Source organism: Blautia fusiformis (genome assembly GCF_020686995.1).
Lineage (GTDB): Bacteria > Bacillota > Clostridia > Lachnospirales > Lachnospiraceae > Blautia_A > Blautia_A fusiformis.
The window spans coordinates 44730-66702 of sequence record NZ_JAJEPT010000017.1 but is presented as its reverse complement, the minus strand read 5'-3'; the positions used below and the strand labels follow the sequence as shown (position 1 = coordinate 66702).

Genomic DNA, 21973 nt, shown 5'->3' with positions numbered 1-21973 from the left:
AGTACATTGTCATACTCCAGGATTTTGTCGTCAGCCGGATAAAAGCAACCGCATTCGCTACATAATTCTACACCAGATAACTGCTTCGCAGTTGATTCAGTTAAAGCTCTTCCCCGCAGGATTCAATCACTTTTTTGTACCAGTAAAAAGAATCTTTGCGGATTCTGGAAAAGTCTCCGGTCCCGTCATCATTTTTATTTACATAGATAAGACCATAACGCTTCTTGAATTCTCCGGTGGAGGCACTGACAAGATCTGTACAGCCCCAGCAGGTGTAGCCGATCAGATCTACTCCGTCATGGATTGCTTCCTTCATCTGCTCTATATGGCGGCGCATATATTCAATACGGTAATCATCGTGAATCTTTCCATCCTCTGTCAGCTGATCCACGGCCCCAAGACCATTTTCCACGATCATGATCGGAATCTGATAGCGGTCATAGATCTGGTTCAGAACATAGCGAAGACCAGTTGCATCGATCTGCCAGCCCCAGTCGGAAGCTTTCAGATATGGATTTTTCAGATTGTCACTTCCATTTCCGGCCGTTTTCTCTCCGTCCTTTGTCACGCTGACACAGCTACTGGAATAATAGCTGATGGTGAAAAAGTCCACCGTACCCTTCTTGAGGATTTCTTTATCCTCCTGAAGAACCTCCAGCTGGATTCCGTGCTCCTCAAAGTATCTCGCTGCAAATCCCGGATAATATCCTCTTACATGAACATCACCGGCAATGGAATTGTGGATCTGCCCAAACTGCTGTGCATATAAGATATCATCCGGATGGCAGGTATATGGATAACCATTGTGATAAGCAAGCATACAGCCAAGCATAAACTCCGGATCGATCTCATGAGCCATGGAAACTGCAAGTGCACTTGCTACCAGCTGGTGATGCATTGCCTGATAACGGCTCTGCTCACATACATCCTTCGGGTCCAGCATTCCTGCACAGAATACCGCACCAAAGTCCTGCGTCAGCATATTGATCTCATTAAAAGTCAGCCAGTATTTTACCTTACCTTTATATCTCTCAAATAAAACCTTTGCAAATCGAAGATAGAAATCGATCATCTTACGATTTTTCCATCCGCCATACTCCAGAGAAAGATGAAGGGGATTCTCATAATGAGAGATCGTTATCAGCGGCTCAATGTTATATTTTCTCAGTTCGTCGATCACATTGTCGTAGAACTTAAGGCCTTCCTCATTTGGAGTTTCCTCATCCCCATTTGGGAACACTCTGGACCAAGAAATAGAAAAACGATATACCTTAAATCCCATCTCTGCAAAAAGAGCAATATCCTCTTTCCAGTGATGATAAAAATCAGTCGCCTGGTGATTGGGATAAAATTCTTCCGGTAACGGTGCCGGCGGTGTAAGACGACGTTCCTTATCCACACTTCCTCCTGTCAGGATATCTGCAATGGACGGGCCTCTGCCATCCTCATCCCAACCGCCTTCATACTGGTTTGCAGCGGTTGCTCCGCCCCAGAGAAAGTTTTCCGGCATACGGTTATAATTTTTCATATTTTAATTTTCTCCTTTTTACAAACATCAGGCGGATCTGTTATCTCCGCCTGATGTTTCGTTGTTATTCTTATACAATAGTCAGGAATTTATCTCCTGCATTTACAGCTGCATCTTCTTTTTCCATGCATACTGCTTTGATATAATCAGAAATATTGGTCACAACAACCGGTGTGATCAGATCATATCCTTCTTTCTTAATGGCATCCATATCGAATTCCACAAGAAGCTTTCCTTTTTTTACCTTATCTCCATCAGAAACATGGGATTTAAAATATTTACCATTTAAATTTACAGTATCAAGTCCGATGTGGATCAGAATTTCTGCTCCACTTTCTGTCACAAACATGATTCCATGTTTGCTGTCCATGATATTTGCCACCGTACCATCTGCCGGTGCATAAACCTTTCCTTCTGATGGAACGATTGCTGCTCCGTCACCTAAAACCTTATCCGCAAAAGTTTTATCCGGAACATCGGAAAGTGCTTTTACAGTTCCTGCTACCGGTGCACAAAGCTCGATCTTATCTACAAGCGGAGCGTTCTGCTGTGCCGGCTGTTTTTCTGTATCTGTGTTCTGTACTTCATCCTCTGTCTCAGCCTTTACATCCTCAAATCCGAAGATAAGCGTAAGAACAAAAGCAGCTACAAAAGATACCACGATCATAATGATTCCATAAATCAGATTGATTAATCCCTTCTCGCCGATAAACGCCGGGATCGCCATGATACAATTCTGTGCAATGTAAAGAGAAACCTGAAGAAGTCCTCCTACGATACCACCGATTCCGGCTGCGATAGAAGCTGCTACAACCGGTCTTTTCAGTTTCAGTGTAACACCATACAGAGCAGGCTCTGTGATACCCATAAGAGCGGAAACACCTGCTGCACTTGCCAGCTGTTTCATGTTGCTGTCCTTGGATCTTACAGCTACTGCAAGAGAAGCTCCGGACTGTGCAAGGTTAGAGCATACCTGAGATACAAAGATCAGTGTATCGGTACCACCGGTTGCAATGGCATTCAGTCCGATCGGTGTCAGCGCATGGTGCATACCGGTCATAACGATGAACGGGAAGGTTGCTGCAAGGATACCTACAATAATGAAACCAAGTTTTACGGACAGGAAGTTGATGGCTACCGCAAGTCCGTTACCAATAATTGTTCCGAGCGGTCCAACTACGATCAGGGCGATCGGTGCACTGATCAGAATTACCAGTGTCGGGTTCAGGATCAGTTTTACCATTTTCGGTGTGATCTTATCAACCAGAATCTCAATATAATGTGTGATCCATACCATCAGGATAACCGGAATAACGGAATAAGAATAAGTTGCTTTTGTGATCGGCAGACCAAACAGTGTGATGGCCGCATCACCAGCTACCATAGTTACAAAGGTAGGGCTTAAGTAAACACCGGCAATAAACAGCGCCAGTGACTGGTTCACGCGGAAAACCTTGGCAGCATTTGCTGCGATCAGGAACGGCATGAAGTAGAAAGTAACATCTCCGATAAAACTGATCACCTGGTAGGTACTGCTTGTTTCTGATACCAGATGAAAAGTTGTCAGCAGGGTAAGTACAACTTTGATCATACCGGCTGCAGTCAGGGCAGGGATCATCGGGGTCATACATCCGGTGATGGCATCGATAACTTTTGAAACAACACTCTTTGAGCTGTCAGAGTTCGCTGCCGGTGCATCATCGGTAGGAACGCCTTTGTCTTCCAATGCCTTGTAAACAGCGTTTACTTCGTTTCCTGCGATAACCTGGAACTGATCTTCATGCCAGTTAACGCCGGAGATCTCAGAAAGCTTTAAGATCTCTTTCTCGTTGATCTTCGATCTGTCTTTCACATAGAAACGAAGCCTTGTCATGCAGTGGAACAGACGGGTGATATTATCTTTTCCGCCCAGCGCTGCAATCAGTGTGTCTGCAGTTTTTGCATAGTCCTTTTTCATTTGGGGACCTCCTTTAATAATAAATATTGAAATTTATATTAAAGGTCTTGCCTGAAAAGATACGCACATGGCACGTATTTCAGTAACAATCCATTAACACCTAATTTATAAAACAATCTCTTTTCACAGATTTTTCAGACGTTTATGGTCTTCTGTGATCTTCTGGATATGAATCGTCAGATACAGCATTTCGTCCTCAGTCATAGCGTATTTATATTCCTCTTCCATCATAAGATAGATCATTTTTACACAGCCGTAAGCCTCTCTGTACTGCTCCTTGATGATCTTGAAAAGCTCCTGATTCTCATCATAGTGAAGCTCTTTATGAAGGAATCTCTGGGCAAAATATTTCAGATGCGTGAGAAACCGCTGATAATACAGATTATCCTCCTGAAATTCCATATTGTCATAATACTTCTCCACGATGTCCAGGATCTGATGTACGATAATGGAAATCTGATAGCTGTCCGTCTTGCCGCCATCTTCCGCATTCACAAAATGCAATGCAAAAAATCCTGCTTCATCTGCAGAAAGATCTACCTCGAACATCTCATTTACCTTTTTCAGTAATTCCAAGCCGATCTCATATTCCTTATGATAAAGCTGCTTGATATCCAGAAGCAGCATATTCTGAAGGCGGATCCCGTTTTCAAGTCTGGAGATCGCACCCATGATATGGTCGCTAAGGGAAAAATAAATACTGTCATTTAATTTCATCCCCTCTTTTTCCTTCACAGCATTTACAAAAGCTTCCACAAAATCCAGATATTTTTCCGGAATAGCAGTCAGATAACCCTGTATCTCCTTGCTGATCTGGGCATTTTCCGCAGTAAAGATCTTCTCGATCTTGGACTCCTCCACTTGCTGTCCTTTCTTTTTCTGAAAGGCAATTCCGCAGCCCTTTACAATAACTTCATGTCCCTGTCCATCCCTGGACAGTATCAGATTATTATTCAAAATCTTATGGATAACCATAGTCCTGTTCCCCCGCTGCCAGACAAATAAAAAAAGACCATTACAGTATATAGAAAACCTATTCCTATACTACTATAAGGTCTTGCCTGACGATAAATAAATATTTCAGTAACAATCCTTCTGATTCGTAACTATTTAATAACTGTACGTAATAGTATCAGAAAAAATATATGTTGTCTATCTGGAATATTTAATAAAATATTTATAATATTTTTGTGAACTTTGACAAAATCCCCTGATGATCCTGCCATACGGATCAACGGGGGATTTTCTGTTCAGCTTTTTATTCTTCAGATCTCTTTTCCCTTTGTCGCAACGGCATGTACAACAAACGGTACAAACAATGTAATAAACGCCGCATATCCAAGGTATGCATATCCCTTCTTAACAACTGTCATCAGACCAAACTGTGCGATGGCAAATGCCAGGAATGTAAAGATTGCTGTAAAAACTGCATTTCTTCCAAGGTGTCCCTGCGCTTTTTTTGCCGGGCTGTCCATACGACGCTCCACTGCATTTACGCAGCGGGTCACAATACCGGAGATCATATTTACTGCTGTGGAGATAGCTCCAAGGATGATCAGCAGAGAAATGATCGGTGTCAGGATACCGGCGCCTACACCGTTCTGGACCAGTACCAGCATCGGTACCGATGCAGATGCCAGTTCACTTACATATGCAATGGCAAGAAGTCCGAGGATGGAAAGCTCCATTGCACAGAAATTGCATACAAACATCCAGATCGCTGCTTTGTTGATCTGTTTTTCGTCCGTTACATCCTCCATGTGCTGGTACATAACAGAAACAGATGCCAGCTGGAAGAAGAAATAAAGGACTGCTGAATAGAGAGCCGGTCCAAAGGCTCCGCTCTCGGAGGAAAGTACAGTCATTTCTCCGGAGGACATAGTATGGATGGAAGCTGTGATATCTCCCCACTGTGCAATGATATTCGGAACAAGTACCAGTACAAGACCGATGATGATCAGCACACTTAATGTAGAAGCACATTTTCTTACGACATTGGTTCCGAAAAGTGCGATCACAAAGATAAATGCTGCAATGATCAGTGTACAGAACCAGTATGGGATCCCAAACAGTGTCTGCAGTGTGGAACCGCCGGTTGCAAAGGCTGCTGCTGATGCAGTTCCGATCATAATCAGGTAACAGATCTCATAGAGATTGGACATAACCGGTTTCGTTTTTCCGTAAAGACTGTCGGAAAAGCTTCTGTAATCGTAGGTTTTGTGTTTATAAGCATAGCGCATTCCATACCAGAAAAACAGTGCATACAATCCCTGTGTCACTGCCGGCAGGATCAGACACCAGATACCGTAGTTGATAAAGTACTGATAGATCTGCGCTCCTGATGCGAATCCGCCTCCGAACTGTGTGGTAAATGCGACGAACGCAAGTCCCATAGCCAGAGGCATTTTACTTTGTAATGATTTATTCTGACTCATCTCTCTTTCCCCCATTTTTTATTTATTATATTCGATGACTTTTCCCGGATTCAGGATCAGTTTGTCATCGAAAGCCAGCTTGATGGCTTTATAAAGAGCGATCATTCTCGGGCCAGCAAACTCTTCCAGGAATTCCAGACGTCCGTTTCCGATACCATGCTCACCGGAAAGCTGGCCGCCCAGTTCTTTGGACAGTGCATACAACTCTACCAGGCTTGCGTGGGTGGCTTCTTTCCACTCCTGGTCGCTCATTTCCGGTCCACGGAGCATCTCTGTATGGATGTTACCGTCTCCGCAGTGTCCGCAAGGCTCTACACGGATTCCGTGTGCGCTTGCAATCTTTTTGGCTGCTTTTACATACTCTGCGATCCTTGCTCGTGGAACAACTACGTCACACTCTTCCTGTGCGACAGAATCTGCTTTCATTCCTTCCAGGATTCCGCCTCGGACACTCCATACAGCACCTGCACGCTCCGGCGTTCCTGCGATACAGCAGTCCAGAGCTCCGTTTGCCAGAGCTGCTTCCGCTGCTGCCTCTACTGCGCTGTCAAGTTCCTGTTTACTGGAAGCATCATACATAACGATCAGCACTGCTTCTCCCTGTTTTACTGGGAACATTTTGTTCAGATTACGTTCTACGATATCAATCAGTTCTCTTTCCAGAAACTCGATGGCTGTTGGCACAAACGGCAACTCCAGAACCTTCGGGACCATGTCTGCACATTCCTCAAGACTCCTGAACGGCATTACAAGGGTACAGGTGCAGGTCGGTGCGGGAAGAAGCTTCAGCGTTACCTGAGTCAGGATACATAAGGTTCCCTCTGAGCCGATCACCAGATCTTTTACATCATATCCCGTTGTGTTCTTCACAACGTTGGATGAAAAATTCATGATGGAACCATCCGGCATAACTGCCTCGATACAGCGGACAAAATCCCTGGTCAGTCCATATCGTACCGCCTTCATACCACCGGCATTTGTGATAACATTACCGCCGATGGAAGCTGTTTTTTCGCCCGGATCCGGCGGATAAAAAAGTCCTCCTGCTGCAGCGGCTGCCTGGATATCAATGAGCAGTGCTCCCGGCTCCGCTGTGATGGTCTGGTTCTTTCTGTCGATCGGAAAGATCTTGTTCATGCGCATCACAGAAAGCATGATTCCACCATATTTGCAGGTTGCTCCGCCTGCAAGTCCGGTTCCTGCGCCACGGCATACCACCGGGATATTTTCTTTATATGCGTAAGCCATGATGGCTGAGATCTCTTCTTTATTTAAAACCTCCACATAAAGCTCCGGAGGAAAAACTCCGTACTCCGGCATCTCATCACGATAATATTCTTTTGCGATCTCATCGCCGACCCATACACGATCTGAAGCAGTCACAGAACGGATGTAGTCAAAATCTTCTGAAGTCATTTTTTTATAGGGATATGCCATGACTTAATCCTCCTTCCGATTCTTTATCAGCTCTGTCAGCTCCGGTACAACCTGATACAGATCATCCACGATGCAGTAATCTGCAACATTAAAGATCTGTGCCTCCGGATCATTGTTGATCGCTACGATACAGTCAGATCCTGTCATGCAGGAGGTAAACTGGATAGCACCGGATACGCCGCAGGTGATGATCAGCTTCGGACGGACAGTTCTTCCGGAAAGTCCGATCTGATGTGCAACATCTCCGAATCCGTTTTCTACCATAGGACGGGTGAAGGCAAGCTGTCCGCCAAGGGCATCTGCCAGTTCCCGGCACATTTCCACATCCTTTTCATTCCGGACACCACGGCCTGCTACTACCAGAACATCCTCTTCCTCAAGGCTCTTTACCTTATCAATGACCCTGGATGACAGAATCTTGATCCTGGAATCTGCCATTTTTTTATTTACCGGACATACAACCACCTGACCATGCGGATTTTTTACTTTTTCTGCCTTGTCCATAACCTTATAACGGACCGTGGCAAACTGTGGTCTTGATTTGGTGATGCCGATCTGAGCCATGATATTTCCGCCGAAAGCCGGTCTGATCTGGATCATATCGGTGTTGGAACGGATATCCAATGTAGTACAGTCTGCAGTCAGTCCCGTATGGAATCTGGTGGAAAGCCTCGGCGCAAGGGAACGTCCCAACGCAGTAGCTCCGATCAGCACAGAGCTTGGCTTGTTTGCTGCGATACAGTCTGCAACTGCATCTGTGTAACAATCTGCACGGAAACCTTCAAAGCCTTCATGCTCATATACGTACACATTGTCTACGCCATACGGCAGAAGCTTTTCCGCATTTTCCTTTGTTCCTTTTCCTCCGACGATCACACAGTTAACCTGATAACCGACTTTAACCGCCATCTTTCTCGCTTCCCCGATCAGCTCAAAGGTAACCGGATGGATCTCTCCTCTCTCCTGCTCCACATAGATAAGAAAGTTTTTCCATTTATCCTTGTCAAAGGATTTCGCCTTCTGCTCAAACCGGATAGCTTTCTCCGGGCAGTTACGAACGCAAAGCCCACACATACGACAGGCATCGCCTACAACAATTCCATTTCCCTCTATGGTGAGGGCCCCAAAAGGACATTTCTCCACGCATACTCCGCAGAGCACGCATTTGTTTATATCAAATTTTAAAAATTCCATGTTCCGCTTCCCCCTATATGATCTTCTTTCCGGTCAGGAGAGCAACAAGCTTGTCTGCCTTTTCCTTTGCAGTTCCTTCCAGATAAACCTGTTTTTCACTTTCCTCCGGCGCAAACATTTTTTCCACAGAGGTGGGGGAACCGATCAGTCCGTAACGGCTCAGATCCTGATCCGGCATATCTTCAAAGCTTAAGATCCGTACCGGACGGTCTGAAGTTGCCTTCTTTAATAAATAGGATGGCAGACGTGGCACGCAGGTATCCTTGTCAATGGTTAAAAGACATGGATACGGAATCTCGGAAACCTGGGAAACACTGACAAGATCCTGACGGACCTGAATGCTTTTTTCATTGACGTCCATGATCTCAGCTACCCATGCAGCATGTGGGATGGTCAGATGCTCTGCAATGGCCGGTCCAACCTGGGCTGTGTCACCATCTGTGGTCTGTCTTCCGCAGATGATCAGATCTGCACCGCCGATCACCTGGATTCCCTGTGCTAACGCATAAGAGGTTGCCAGAACATCCGCTCCCGCAAATTTTCGGTCTGAAAGGATCACGCCCTCATCAGCACCCATGGTATAAGCATCCCGGATCATCTCTTCCGCCTGAGGCGGTCCCATAGTAAGAACGGTTACAGTTCCGCCTGTTTTTTCCCGGATCGCAAGGGCAGTTTCCAGTGCAAACAGATCATATGGATTAGTCCTTGTCTCACCGGACATTCGTTTCATGGCACCGGTTTCCGGATCGATATCAACCTTGGAAGTTGCCGGTACCTGCTTCATACATACAACGATCTTCATTTTCTATCTTCTTTCCTGTATTTTCACTTTTATTTTTTGCTTTAAAACGTTAAACAGCTGTATAAGTATAGCATTAACGTGGTATAAAGTCGAGAGGGTTTTGGTAAATTCTGCACAAAAAAGCATTGAAAAAACTTTTAAGCATGCTATAATTACTCTCCGTTATCAAATAAAGCAGACATATGAATCTTTACAATATCACATCGATCAAGGAGCATATATGTAATGGAAGACATCCGTGCAATCTACAGAATTTTCAACAATCTAAAATATGAAATGGAAAATAATGGATGGGTCTATCAGTGGCATTTAGGCGATGAACCTATAAAAGTAACTCATAAATTTAACCCTCCTGTAACACCTGAAGAATTTCAGCTGTTTGAAAAATATTTTCCCAATATGAAACTTCCTGCCTCATACAAAGCTTTTTTATCCTGCTCAAATGGCATGGAACTTTTTTGCGGAGAGGAAGGCAGTTCTTTAGTCAGCTGTACCATTTATTCTTTAAAAAGAGCGCTCAAAGAAAAGGAATCTTGGAATAGTACGCCTATTTTATCTGATCCGGAGTTTACATATCATCTTCCTGTTCTTTGCTTACAGGACATCGGCGATATAACCATGGATCTTCAGGCTGTATCAGAAGGCAGAGACGATTACCTATGCTATCCAGCTCCAGATACTGATCGTTTTAATATCCCTTTTAATGAATGGCTGGAAAGATATATCGTATGCCAGGGGCATGAATTCTGGTATTTCTTGAATCCATAAAACAGAAATTTTATGAATATTTTTCGTAAAAATACCCCGGAAGCCTTACGGTTCCGGGGTATCTTACGTTTGGACACAATGTACCTTGCGGTACTCAATATATATTAAATTAGGATGTTATACTAATTAACGGTTACTCGATAACTGTAGCAACACGTCCTGATCCTACAGTACGTCCACCCTCGCGATACTTTAATCCCGTTTTACCTCATATTTTTTATGGTTTTCTATCCAAAATACAGTGAAAAACGGCTGATTTGCACCATCTATTTTTATTTGCCTGATTTCTTGGCACCGTTTTGGCACCGGAATCCCTGGTCGAAAAGATTCTTTTCTACAGTTGCCCTACTCTCATCTGTCAACTTCATATTGCGCCGACAGTTTCAGGCGGTTATAATCAGAATATGGGTGCTACCATAACGGTAGGCGGTTAGTCCTTCAACAGAGGGTTGCAGAGTGCCACTGGCACTCGTTTTGCAACGACCGAAGTGAAACGGAGACCTGTGACCCTCTGATTACATAGAAACCCAAAAGGGAATCCACTGGAAAGAAGAACTAAGCCAATGAGTATTGTTGACTTCATAGCAGTAGTGAGCTTCGGCCTAACCTGCTTTTGTATCGGATATACATTAGGCAAGGATAATCATAAACCACAAAAATAACCGCCCAGTCTGCAAACTAAGCGGTTATTTTTGATAGATATTCTAAATAGTAAAACGGACTAATCGTCTATCGGTAGCACTCTTTTTTCTATAAGCATATTATCACGCATCTGTAAGAATGTCAAAAAGTTCTTTTTCATAGTATGTAATACGAATTTGAAAATACTTATAAGCCGAAAAAATACACCAGTACCAGCTTGATCACAGCAGCTCCACCAAAGGCAACAACTGCAGTTACAACTAATTGCATAGGTTTTGGGAAATTTTCGAACACAAAAACTTTCCTACTCTTGCTCCGCACCTTGCTTAAAGATCCTGTCGTAAATGCTGCTATCATTATGACTGACACAGATACCAAGGTCTCACAATAGCCGGCAAGCTTTCCTAACACATCATTATACATATATGCACCTGTTTCATGCAGAATCCAGTATAGAACCAATGCACAAACTCCCATGACACTTTGGAGCTTCATTTCCTTAAAAATCTTCTCTTTCTCTGTAGTTGCATAATCTGACATTGTTTTAGCAATTTTTCTTTCTTCTTCGTTCATCATCTCGCTTTTCCTTTCTCCACTGATAATCTCAGGAATGCTGATATCATAATAATCTGCAATATCCACAAGAATACTGATATCCGGCATATTGTTTCCGGTTTCCCATCTGGATACGGTCCTTCCAGAGACATTTAATATTTCTGCCAACTGCTCCTGTGTAATGCCTTTTTCTTTGCGAAGTTTTTTTAAAAAATTCCCGATTTTTACTTGGTCCACCTCAACTCCTCCTTTCATCATCAAATATAGAATCTGTTATCTGCAAATAACACGACACAAAGCGAGAAATGTCGTATTTTCACTAATAGACACAGTTGTCTATGCGTTTTTCATTTTTTCAATTATACAAACTGGAATTTATATAATTATTCCTCTAACTTTCCCCATTTTATAGGCTTTCCTGCCTGTCCATTAGTGAAATGATATGTAGTTTCCCTTATTTTTGCCCTTATGAGATAATCACAAGGGAAATAAGGGAATTTTTTTAATCATTGCCTACCACTTTATCAAGAAGCCGAACCGATTTTCGTTTCGCATCTCTTGTGGAGTGAGCATAGACATTCATTGTGGTACTTACATCTGAGTGTCCTAATAATTCCTGCACATCTTTTGGAGCAGCTCCATTTGCCAAAAGGTTGCTTGTATAGGTGTGACGTAACTGGTGGAAATGAAAGCCTTCAAATCCCTCTAATGCTTTTGCCACCTTTCTGCATACCGTCCCCAAAGTAGTCGGAAGTTCCAGACAACCATCCGGTCTTAAGCAGACAAAAGAAATTTCTTTATAATCTGCCGGGACTTCCTGCGTTCTGTCTAAGCAGTAATATTCGTAGTACACTCTGTTTTTCTCTTTGACCTCTTTGTAGTAGTTCGTGTGATAAAGTTCTCCGTACTGCATTCGATTTTTTAACTGCTCTTTCCGGGCATTGCGGAAAATCTCTACCAGCGTATCTCCAAAATCAACAATCCTCACTTTTTTCCGCTTGGTTGGTCCGATGATATATTTGCGCTTTGAGCCATCATATCGGATGCTGCGTCTTATGGTAAGGCATTGTTCTTCCAGATTTACGTCCTGCCATGCCAAACCACAGGCTTCTCCAATACGAAGCCCGGCATAATAGGCTATCTGGATTGGAAGTATTGCGGCTGGGTTCTTTTTTTGAAGATACGCAAGCAGTCTTTCATAATCTTCTCGTGAAATTGGTTGGATATTTCCGTCCATGTCCTCATCCGAAAACAAATCAACTTCGTCCGTCTGATACCGCAGTTTAATATACTGCATGGGATTGAACGTAATATACTGTTTTGGAAATACTGCAAAGCGGAAAGACTGCTGCATGACTGCGGAAAAAGAATGGATGTAATCTTTGCTGTAACCCTTTCTCTCTTTTCCATCGGGATGAACTCCCCCGAAGGAAAGCAAATCAAAGAAAGATTGCAAATGCTCAGAGGTTACATTTTTTAATTTCCGTTCTGCCAGCGGATGTTTCTTAATATTTCGGATTGTTCCGAGGTAATTCTCCACAGTACCATTGCTGAGCGTACCTGTTTTTAATTCCTCCTCTGCCCACACATCCAGAAGTTGTCCGACTGTGAGATTTTCCGCTTTGGCAACAAATTTCTTTTTCTCATAATCATCCATTGCCTGACGGAGCAGCTTTTCAGTTTCACTTTTGCTTTCTGTTCCAACGCATTCTTTCTGAACAAGATTGCCGCTTGCGTCCTCTACATAGAAGCGGTAGTACCATTTCTTTCCTTTTTTTCTTACAGATCCTTTTGCCATAATCGTATGTCTCCTTTCGATATTAGACAATCGGAACTGATGAAATGCTTCGTGCGTGTAAGTATATCATAACTCCGGTTGTCTTACTATACCGATTCGGAATCTTCGTATAAGACTTCTGATAAAAGATTTGCAAGCCTTTGTTCTGCTGTTTTTGGTTTCTTGGAATAGAGCCTTACAACGTCTGCCATCTCATTAAAAGCATTGATGGTAGGAGTGATTTCCCTTAAGAACATAATCTCATTATATTCATCATTCGATTCAAACCCTATTGTTTTGGCAATATCCGTCTGACCAGCATTCCCCTTGAAGTTTTTGCAGGCGAACTGAAAGGAATCCAAAAACAGACCATATTGTTTTAACATCAGCAGTAATAAATCTTTTGAAAAAGCATCTTCTTCTTTGGTAAGGGCAAGCGGTAACTGTTCCAGAATATCTCCCATCGCATCACGAATCTGTAACTCTCTCTTATCCGTAATGTCGGTTTCATATTCATCTGTTTCCCCTTTGAGCCATTCCACAGATACATGGAGTGCTTCCGAAAGACCTTCCAGCACCATTTTTTTCGTATTGTCAATCGAACCATTCTCATAACGCAGGATTGTAGAAGCGGTAACCCCCATCTTTTCTGCGACATAAGGCTGTGTCAGATTCAATTCCAGACGGCGCTGTTTTACTCTGCTGCCTATCAGCTTGCGTAGTTCTTTATCTTTCATGCTGACTGCCTCCTTTTTCGGTATGTATGAATTATAGCATTGTTTTTCCAAAATTGCAATATGCAATATAGTATTTGCTTTTAATATTTCGTAACGCTTGACAAAAAGATATGAAAAGGATATACTTACATCACAAGAATTGCATAATGCAATTTATAAGGAGGTGATTATATGACGCAAAGAAAAATTGCATTATCCATCGAAGAAGCTGCTGACTATACGGGAATCGGCAGAAACACCTTAAGACAGCTTGTAGAATGGAAGAAACTTCCAGTATTAAAGGTTGGTCGCAAAGTCCTGATTAAAACCGATATTCTGGAAATGTTTATGGAAGCGAATGAAGGTCGTGATTTGAGGGATAGAGGAAATGTAAAAGCCGTAACAAGAACTGCGGCAAATTAAAAAGGCGGCTTCCAAAGAAACCGCCAAAGGTTCTATCAGACCGAAGCCATGATATACCTACACGCAAGAAGATTATACCATGTGCTTCTTCTGATACGCAACCAAGAACTTATGTTTGCAAGAGAAAGGAGAATGTAATAATGGCAAAATCAACAAAAAGTTATGAAGAACGAATGCTTGAAATGGAAAAGAAAGAGCAGGAAAGCCTTGAAAAGGCGAAAAGATATGCAGCACAGAAGAAAGAACTTCTGAAGCGAAAGAAAGCCGAAGAAAGTAAAAAACGAACCCATAGGCTCTGTCAGGTTGGCGGTGCGGTGGAATCCGTTCTTGGTTCGCCTATTGAGGAAGAAGACATCCCAAAGCTGATTGGTTTTCTGAAAAAGCAGGAAGCCAACGGGAAATTTTTCTCAAAGGCAATGCAGAAAGAAACAAATACCGATATGGAGGAAGTGTAATGGCGGAGGGGATGAGGTTTTCATTCCCTTCATTGCTTTTTTATGAAGGGCGCACTTATGGACAACCAGAGGTCGTCCCAATAAGTTTGCCACAAGTGACAACCGGTCTACGCTCACGCTTGCCGGGCTCGTTCCGTCGGCGGGGCTTTCAGCCAGACCTGCTCATGCCGCAGGAGGCACTCTTCGCCAGAGGGGCGCATTCCATGCAGGCTGCTATGCGCAGGGCACTCTTACGCAGAGGGCGTTCCGGCAATGCTGCTTTTCCTAAAACCGAAAGCAATGTTGCCGGAAATCTATGCCGGATGTGCAGAAAGGAGGCATCCAGACATGGCGATTTTTCATTACACAGTCAAAATAGTCGGACGTAGTAAAGGGAAATCTGTTATCTCCGCTTCCGCATATCTCAATGGGGATGTGATGAAAAATAAGGAAACCGGGCGAATCAGTTATTACACTTCTAAAAAAGAAGTGGTCTACACCAGTCTGATGATGTGTGAAAACGCACCTCCTGAATGGCAGATAGTACCAGAGGAAAATATAAAACGCTTTCAGAAATCTGTCCGATACAAAAAGTCAGCAGATAAAGAAGCTGCTTTAGAAAAATTTAAAATCACATTTCAGAAACAGAAGTTATGGAATGAGGTATTGAAGATTGAAAAAAGTGCGGATGCCCAATTTGGCAGGTCATTTGAATTTGCCCTTCCCAAAGAATGGAACAGACAGGAACAAATTCAATATACAACTGACTATATCCAAAAAACTTTTGTAGATAGAGGAATGTGCGCTGATTGGAGTATCCACGATAAAGGGGATGGCAATCCCCATGTCCATCTGCTTCTGACTATGCGTCCTTTTAACCCGGATCATTCTTGGGGAAAGAAAGAAGTCAAGGATTGGGATTTTGTCAGAGATAAAAACGGAAATATCGTGATTGATGAATCCCATCCGAACTGGTGGCAGGATAAGAAAAACCCTGACCGTCATGGAATCCGTATCCCTGTATTAGACGAAAACGGAATTCAGAAGATTGGTGCAAGAAACCGCCTGCAATGGAAACGGGTGCTGACCGATGCTACTGGATGGAACAATCCAAAAAATTGTGAACTATGGCGGAGTGAGTGGGCAAAGGTGTGTAATGAACATCTTTCTTTGCATAATCAGGTCGATCACCGTTCTTATGAAAAACAGGGAAAACTCCAGATTCCTACCATCCATGAAGGTGCTGACGCAAGAAAGATTGAACAAAAGTTTCTTGTCGGGCAGGAAATAAAAGGTTCGTGGAAAGTAGCGGAAAATCAAATCATAAAACAACAAAACACGTTATTGCAAAAGATACTGGACACCTTTGGAAAAGTATCGGGTGCATTATCATTATGGAAGGAGCGATTAAATGACATTAGAAGAAAGCCGGGAAATTATACCCTTAATGGAGTCCATGATTGGGCAAATCGAAGAACAGCAGACCTTAATGACAGAAATGATTCTGGAAATGCAGAACCGGGACACCCAACTCTCTCTTATGCAGGAACAGAATCAGAAATTGCAAAAATTAAACAGCGAGTTATCCGAGCTGCTCAACATTTTGCCAAATACCGAGGAACTGCTTTCCAAGATGGAAGAACAGAAAACGAAGATAGAACTTTTGGAAAACGAAAATCAGCAATGGCAGAAATTGGCACAGAATCTGAACAGCGAAAACAGTTTATTGCTGAAACAGAACACCGAATTGCTGAACTGGAACAGCAAATAAGGAAAGGACGTGATATAGATGAACGAATCCAGAGAATCAAAGAACGCCGAACAGTTGGAAGAACTTCTGCTCTTGACCGAGGAGATACAAGAAGAACTGGAACAGAAAGACCAGCTTATCGTGGAACTGAAGACGCAGCTCAGCGAATCTCTGACCTTGAACGAGAAATTAAACAAAGAGAACAGAGCCGGGAATATTCAAGCATTAAAGAACGACTTGAAGCTGGCAGACAGAGCATTGCAGATCGAGAAAGAGAAGCTGCGAAGCGCAAACGTCACGATAGGGGAATGTCAAGATAAAATACGATGCTTAACACAACAACGGGATTATGCCCGGACACATCAGAAAATCGTAGAGATACCGGTAGAAAAGCCGGTGCTCTATGAAAAATGTGAAGCCTGTGACCGGACAGCCTATCAGAATGAAAAAGCGAAATACGAAACACAAAAAGAGCGACTTGCAGGACAGTATAAAGCAAAAACGGTAATATTCCAAACAACCTTGTTCCTTCTTGCATGGTATTCGCTGACAACCACTCTTTTTCAGGCAGTACAGTCAGATGTGTTCCTTTCCGATTGTAAATCATTCTTCCATGATGCAGCGTCATTCATACAAACTTTTATCGGATGGACGATTGCTGCCGGACATTCTGCGGCACAGATTAGTACCAAAATTCCAAATGCGTTTATAGCCGGAATCATATATTGGTTATTGCTGATATTGGTTGTCGGAATATGCGTAGCAGGAACAGGGATACTGGTGATACTGATAGAAATAAAGGTTATAGAATTATATAAGAAAAACTGTTGGGATTTTATTACTCTACTGATGATACTGACAAGTGCTGCTGTCATCATTTATTTTGGAGAATCCATCAAAAAAACACTGTCAGTAAATCTTCTATTGCTTTTTGTACTTTCGCAAGGAGTATATGTTGGACTTAGATGTTATTTGAAAAATCAGTTAAATACCAAGCTATATTGATCAAAATATGATAAAAAACGTATAAAAGCAGGGGATAAAAACACACATCGTCCCCTGCTATTATATTATCCTTTTCCAATTTCTAGTAGGATATGCCTGTTTCATTATGCTTTTTTTAAAGCCTTAGTTTGAATGCTTTACTGTATTTCTTCCTAGACATAAATATGCTCCACATGGTACATAAAAAAGGACATGGCAATACCTCCTTGATACCACCGTATCCTTGAAAAAGGGCGACTTTAACACACCCTCCGTATTCTCATTTTTACAAAAGAAAACGGCGGTTTTGATTGTTATTTCAAAACCGCCGTTAAAATGGCATGAGAACTTTCTACTTCATAAGCGGTTTTTTTTCATGCTTATGAAGTAGAGAATTTTTACCTTATCGTAAATTCGCAAGATAAATTATATGTATCGTAATCCCAATCTCTTTCACTTTCAAAGAACGCAAATTGTTTAATCAAACGATAGTGTCCAGCAGGCAATTCTCCATAAAAACTTTTAACATCAATTTCTAATGTTAATCGTTCGTTAGGCTTAATAAAGCAATCCTTTTCATTGCTCTTTGAGGGGTCATCAAGCTGTTTAAGTTGATACCAAGTGCCGGATTGTTCAGCTTCTATTTCAAAATAATCTGGTGAATATTGGTATTCTTTATCAGAAGTATTTTCTATTAGAAATGAAAGGTGCTTTAAGTCTAAATCCTTTTCTGTACTCATTGAAATCTTCAAATCGCCCAAAGTGTCAAGCGCTTCTTCACTTCCATAAGGAGAAACCTCATATTCTTCGGAATAATCTTGTACTACATGATTATCACTGTCCTTTGCTTGACTACACCCAACAATACACACCAATAACAATAAGGTTAGAAACACACATATTATTTTTTTCATTTGTCCTTATCTCCTTTCTTTTAAATTTATAATAGCAATAAAATGTCTATTTTCAATCAACTTTCATTGCAATTTATTTTCACTATAACACATGCTCCCCCTGCTTTATTATTAGCAATTTGGATATTTCCGCCATGTCTTTCACTTAAAATCTTACTAATATTCAGCCCTAACCCCAAATGTTCAGTAGCTATATCTTTCGATGATTTATAAAATGGTAATGTCGCCTTTTCAATATCAATATTTTTAAACCCGCAACCATCGTCTGAAACAGATATAACTAAATTATCATTCTCTATTACTACGCTAATAGCAATATCACTTTTTGCGTATCTAATACTATTAGAGAGTAAGTTTTCATAAATCTGCATGACTGTATCTAAATTGATAAACAAGGTTATATTATTACCGCTTGTAGTAATTGAAAAATGTTTGTCATAACAAAGTGCTTCTGCTGTGTTATTAAAATTATCAATAAGTGAATGAAATGTAATCTGTTGTCGTGGAATATCAATATCCTCTAACCTGTATAAGTTCGTCATAGCATTTACATATTTTTCAAGACGTGAAATATTTTTTGACATTACTGATATTTCATCTAATATTTCTTGTTGTGATACTAAGCCTTTGGGAATAAAGGAAAGCAGCATAGTAGCATGACCCTTTAGTAAAGTCAAAGGAGTGCGTAAGTCATGCGAAAAAGCAGCATTTAGACGGCGCTGTTCAGCAAATTGTCGAAACATAGTTTCATTATTTTTCGACAAACAGTCTTTCATTTTTTCAAAGGCATGACAAAGTTTCCCCATTTCATCATTTAATGGATATGATAACGTAAAATCTAAGTCATTTGCTTCAATTTTATGATACGCATTAGTTAATAGCTTAATAGGTTTCGATAATTTTTTTTTATAAAAAAATGTTACACAACATATCATACTAATAGATAATACGATAGGAATAATTGCAATATTTAATGAACCTAAAGCACTGTCAATAAGCCTATCCCGGTTTGTAAAATTAGGTAAAACTTCGATATATGAAACATGGTTCGGATAGACATATTCGTGTACTGGGCGTTCTTTTTGATAATCAACATTGAACTTGCATATCTCGTTTCCTTTCGTGTCAAATATTGTGTATTTTGTTTGGTCATTACTATAAGTGGCGGTAAATGAGCCATTTTCCGGTATATCATACCTCGTTGACAGATTTTCATACTTATAGTTTAAATTTATTCTGTATCTGTCAACCATTGAAATTAAAAGTATACAAATAATTATTCCAATCAACAACGAAAACAAAGCATAAAGAACAAAGGTCATTCTAATACTCATGCTATTTAACCGATTGAACAATCTGCTTCTCTTTAATTTTTCCATCTATATCCGCACCCCCAAACAGTTTCAATGTAAGGTCTATCGCCTAAAGATAAAAATTTTGCCCTAATACGTCTGATATGTTCTGTAACAACTGTATTATCACCAATGCCGTCTAATCCCCAAACTTTTTCATAAATAGTTTCCCGGTCAAAAACAATTCCTTTGTTTTGCGAAAGGAAAGATATTATATCAAATTCCTTTTTGGTAAAAGCCATATCCTTATTATGATAAAACACAATACGTGAGGAATAATCTATAACCATATCTTCATCAAATTGCACCTTTGAAGATATATTGTGTCTTTTTTCTCTGCGAAGATGTGCTGCAATGCGAGCTTCTAATTCATCAACAGAAAATGGTTTTATTACATAGTCGTCTGCGCCAATAGAAAATCCTTTTATTTTATCACTATCTTCAATGCGTGCTGTTAAAAAAATTATAGGGCATGAAACATAATCCCGTATCCTTTCGCAAACAGTAAATCCATCTATATCTGGCATATTGACATCTAACAAAATAATGTCAGGTTTTTTTTCTACTTCTTTTAATGCAGCATTTCCTGCTGTTGCAGTATATACCGTATATCCAAGTTTGCTGAAATAGCAATACAGCATTGATACAATTTCTTTTTCATCGTCTACAATTAAAATACTCTGCGCCATAAATATGCCTCCATTGTGAATATCTGATTTAAGATTATCAAACAAAAATCTATTTCTAATCAATTTCTTTAATTTTCGATGTCATTAGTTATTATATATGGCAATATGAGTTGTAGCAACCTTACTCTACATGTTTTATGCTCTATTACTATCCACACTATGATGTGTGTAATCATATCCCGAAAGCCATACCAAACAAAGCAGTCTATGGCAGATTTAGAAATAAGTCCTATGATTATTGAAAAATAAGAAAATATAAAAATTAGAGTGAAGTAATTATATTACAAAAATGAAAAACGGGAGATACACAGATATTGTGCTATCTCCCATATTGTTTTTAGTGTCATATCAAGGCTCATTTATTAGTGGTAAAATTAGCGTTTTTCTATATTTCTCAAAATGCTTGAAAGTAAAGTGTTCATATGGATAATCGAAAATCAGATATAAACTTTTGTTTAAATTGCCTATAATTCAAGTGAATCTTCTGCATCCACCCACATCTGTAAATTGCCATCAAGATATAATCTTGCATATTCCAAAGGCTCATCCACAGCCAATGAAGTAAGCGCACATTCTGATCCATATGTGGTTTTTAAATTTTTTTCAGCTTCCCAACAATTAATGCGAAGCATATATCCGGCACTTGTGTAAACATCAATACTATCGTGGTTTATGTTGTATTCTGCATAAATTGTTCTCATTGTATCTTATCTCCATTTTTTAATAATCATTTACAGAGTTAAATATCGAAAACATTTCATTCAGTTCACCATGTCGTTATTGTTATATGTTATACTATGTACGAATTTTTCTTTCCCTTAATTTTTCCCATATTAAGGTTCATGAAAACCAATGAGAGAATATAATACAAGGGAAAGAGTAAGGGAAAGTTCACTTGCTACAAACTTAGTATTTTCAAGGGTTTGTGAGGAATTTGATAATCAAATATAACAGTTATTAAATTTCCTAAAATAAGTGAAATATCAACTGGAATTTGGCTATTTCGTTGCAACAATACTTATCCAATGATTTTTTGCATTTGAATACGTTTTGATCTCTGTAAAACCCGCTTCTTTCAAAGCGGCAACAAGTTGTTTAGATGTGTAAATCTTCATACCATTGATCATCTTTGTCCATTTTTCATCTGCGGCATTCGTTCCGTCACTCTCGTTACAAATCAGGAATATGCCTTCGCTTTTCAGCACACGGTTGACCTCGGAAAAGCATTTTACTAATCCTGGCCAAAAGTAAACTGTTTCGAAGGCAGAAACATAATCAAAAGTCGCGTCAGAAAAGGGTATAGCAGATACATCTCCTTGAACTACATTACATTTCCCTTGTTTAATGGCGAGGGCGTTCAATTTTTGAGATTTTGCCACACTAACCTCAGAATAATCCATTCCTGTCACGTGGCCATTTCTACATCTATCAAGCCAGACCGCAATATTTGCTCCGCCGCCACAGCCGACGTCAAGAACTTCAGCATCAGACTTCGTGGAGATATTTGAGAATCCCCATTGCGATAATTTGGCGTGACCGCTGTTCATCATCTTCGTCATCAATTTTCCGCCGAAGCCTTGTGGCTTACGGGTATTTTCAAAAAATCTCATTACAGA

At 40.8% G+C, this 21973-nt stretch carries 20 protein-coding genes; 5 read left to right on the top strand and 15 right to left on the bottom strand.

From position 1 onward, the window contains the following. Positions 1–100 precede the first annotated feature (100 nt). The 7 genes from LKD46_RS13910 to LKD46_RS13880 all read right to left on the bottom strand — a co-directional run bounded on the left by LKD46_RS13910 (position 101) and on the right by LKD46_RS13880 (position 9353). On the bottom strand, positions 101–1528 hold the full coding sequence (locus LKD46_RS13910; protein ID WP_059086639.1) for a glycoside hydrolase family 1 protein: 1428 nt from the start codon (positions 1526–1528) through the stop codon (positions 101–103). Between the two features lie 70 nt (positions 1529–1598). Further along, positions 1599–3485, bottom strand: coding sequence for a beta-glucoside-specific PTS transporter subunit IIABC (locus LKD46_RS13905; protein ID WP_227574256.1), 1887 nt, complete (start codon positions 3483–3485; stop codon positions 1599–1601). Between the two features lie 123 nt (positions 3486–3608). Next, positions 3609–4460 carry a BglG family transcription antiterminator LicT gene (gene licT / locus LKD46_RS13900; RefSeq protein ID WP_110104160.1) on the bottom strand — a complete coding sequence of 284 codons (852 nt, stop codon included), beginning with the start codon at positions 4458–4460 and terminating at the stop codon, positions 3609–3611. 290 nt (positions 4461–4750) lie between these two features. Continuing rightward, complete coding sequence (locus LKD46_RS13895) at positions 4751–5920, bottom strand: YkvI family membrane protein (RefSeq protein WP_118368633.1); 1170 nt, start codon at positions 5918–5920, stop codon at positions 4751–4753. 18 nt (positions 5921–5938) lie between these two features. After that, entirely contained in the window at positions 5939–7357 is a 1419-nt protein-coding gene (locus LKD46_RS13890) for an FAD-binding oxidoreductase (protein WP_021976221.1), read from the bottom strand. Between the two features lie 3 nt (positions 7358–7360). Then, complete coding sequence (locus LKD46_RS13885) at positions 7361–8551, bottom strand: electron transfer flavoprotein subunit alpha (RefSeq protein ID WP_227574255.1); 1191 nt, start codon at positions 8549–8551, stop codon at positions 7361–7363. A gap of 13 nt (positions 8552–8564) precedes the next feature. Beyond that, entirely contained in the window at positions 8565–9353 is a 789-nt protein-coding gene (locus LKD46_RS13880) for an electron transfer flavoprotein subunit beta/FixA family protein (RefSeq protein WP_021650628.1), read from the bottom strand. 225 nt (positions 9354–9578) lie between these two features. Between LKD46_RS13880 and LKD46_RS13875 the strand changes: the two genes are divergently transcribed. Next, positions 9579–10121 carry an SMI1/KNR4 family protein gene (locus LKD46_RS13875; RefSeq protein ID WP_015526348.1) on the top strand — a complete coding sequence of 181 codons (543 nt, stop codon included), beginning with the start codon at positions 9579–9581 and terminating at the stop codon, positions 10119–10121. A gap of 828 nt (positions 10122–10949) precedes the next feature. Here LKD46_RS13875 and LKD46_RS13870 read toward each other — a convergent pair. From LKD46_RS13870 to LKD46_RS13860, 3 genes are all read right to left on the bottom strand, one after another. Next, positions 10950–11555, bottom strand: a complete 606-nt coding sequence (locus LKD46_RS13870; RefSeq protein ID WP_227574254.1) for a helix-turn-helix domain-containing protein — start codon at positions 11553–11555, stop codon at positions 10950–10952. Positions 11556–11820: 265 nt separating this feature from the next. After that, a complete protein-coding gene (locus LKD46_RS13865; RefSeq protein ID WP_227574253.1) occupies positions 11821–13116 on the bottom strand; it encodes a tyrosine-type recombinase/integrase in 1296 nt (431 codons plus the stop codon). An 86-nt stretch (positions 13117–13202) separates the two neighbouring features. After that, the gene (locus LKD46_RS13860; RefSeq protein ID WP_008402208.1) at positions 13203–13832 is read right to left on the bottom strand and encodes a helix-turn-helix domain-containing protein; all 630 of its coding nucleotides are present in this window, start codon (positions 13830–13832) and stop codon (positions 13203–13205) included. Between the two features lie 171 nt (positions 13833–14003). Here LKD46_RS13860 and LKD46_RS13855 point away from each other — a divergent pair, with 171 nt between their 5' ends. The 4 genes from LKD46_RS13855 (at position 14004) to LKD46_RS13840 (ending at position 17423) form a co-directional block, all read left to right on the top strand. Continuing rightward, on the top strand, positions 14004–14234 hold the full coding sequence (locus LKD46_RS13855; protein WP_004843519.1) for a helix-turn-helix domain-containing protein: 231 nt from the start codon (positions 14004–14006) through the stop codon (positions 14232–14234). Between the two features lie 140 nt (positions 14235–14374). Further along, entirely contained in the window at positions 14375–14689 is a 315-nt protein-coding gene (locus tag LKD46_RS13850; RefSeq protein ID WP_005337289.1) for a hypothetical protein, read from the top strand. A gap of 327 nt (positions 14690–15016) precedes the next feature. Then, the gene (locus LKD46_RS13845) at positions 15017–16738 is read left to right on the top strand and encodes a MobA/MobL family protein (RefSeq protein ID WP_227574252.1); all 1722 of its coding nucleotides are present in this window, start codon (positions 15017–15019) and stop codon (positions 16736–16738) included. Continuing rightward, positions 16677–17423, top strand: coding sequence for a DUF6040 family protein (locus LKD46_RS13840; protein ID WP_055156872.1), 747 nt, complete (start codon positions 16677–16679; stop codon positions 17421–17423). Before LKD46_RS13845 ends, LKD46_RS13840 begins: the two co-directional genes overlap by 62 nt. 377 nt (positions 17424–17800) lie before the next feature. Here the strand turns inward: LKD46_RS13840 and LKD46_RS13835 are convergent, their stop codons facing one another. From LKD46_RS13835 to LKD46_RS13815, 5 genes are all read right to left on the bottom strand, one after another. Continuing rightward, complete coding sequence (locus LKD46_RS13835; RefSeq protein ID WP_227574251.1) at positions 17801–18316, bottom strand: immunoglobulin-like domain-containing protein; 516 nt, start codon at positions 18314–18316, stop codon at positions 17801–17803. Positions 18317–18372: 56 nt separating this feature from the next. After that, positions 18373–19695, bottom strand: a complete 1323-nt coding sequence (locus LKD46_RS13830) for a HAMP domain-containing sensor histidine kinase (RefSeq protein WP_227574250.1) — start codon at positions 19693–19695, stop codon at positions 18373–18375. After that, a complete protein-coding gene (locus LKD46_RS13825) occupies positions 19683–20357 on the bottom strand; it encodes a response regulator transcription factor (RefSeq protein ID WP_044944580.1) in 675 nt (224 codons plus the stop codon). Before LKD46_RS13825 ends, LKD46_RS13830 begins: the two co-directional genes overlap by 13 nt. A 464-nt stretch (positions 20358–20821) precedes the next feature. Beyond that, a complete protein-coding gene (locus LKD46_RS13820) occupies positions 20822–21058 on the bottom strand; it encodes a DUF6061 family protein (RefSeq protein ID WP_008400163.1) in 237 nt (78 codons plus the stop codon). Positions 21059–21355: 297 nt separating this feature from the next. Continuing rightward, the gene (locus tag LKD46_RS13815) at positions 21356–21967 is read right to left on the bottom strand and encodes a class I SAM-dependent methyltransferase (RefSeq protein ID WP_021650335.1); all 612 of its coding nucleotides are present in this window, start codon (positions 21965–21967) and stop codon (positions 21356–21358) included. Positions 21968–21973: the final 6 nt, after the last annotated feature.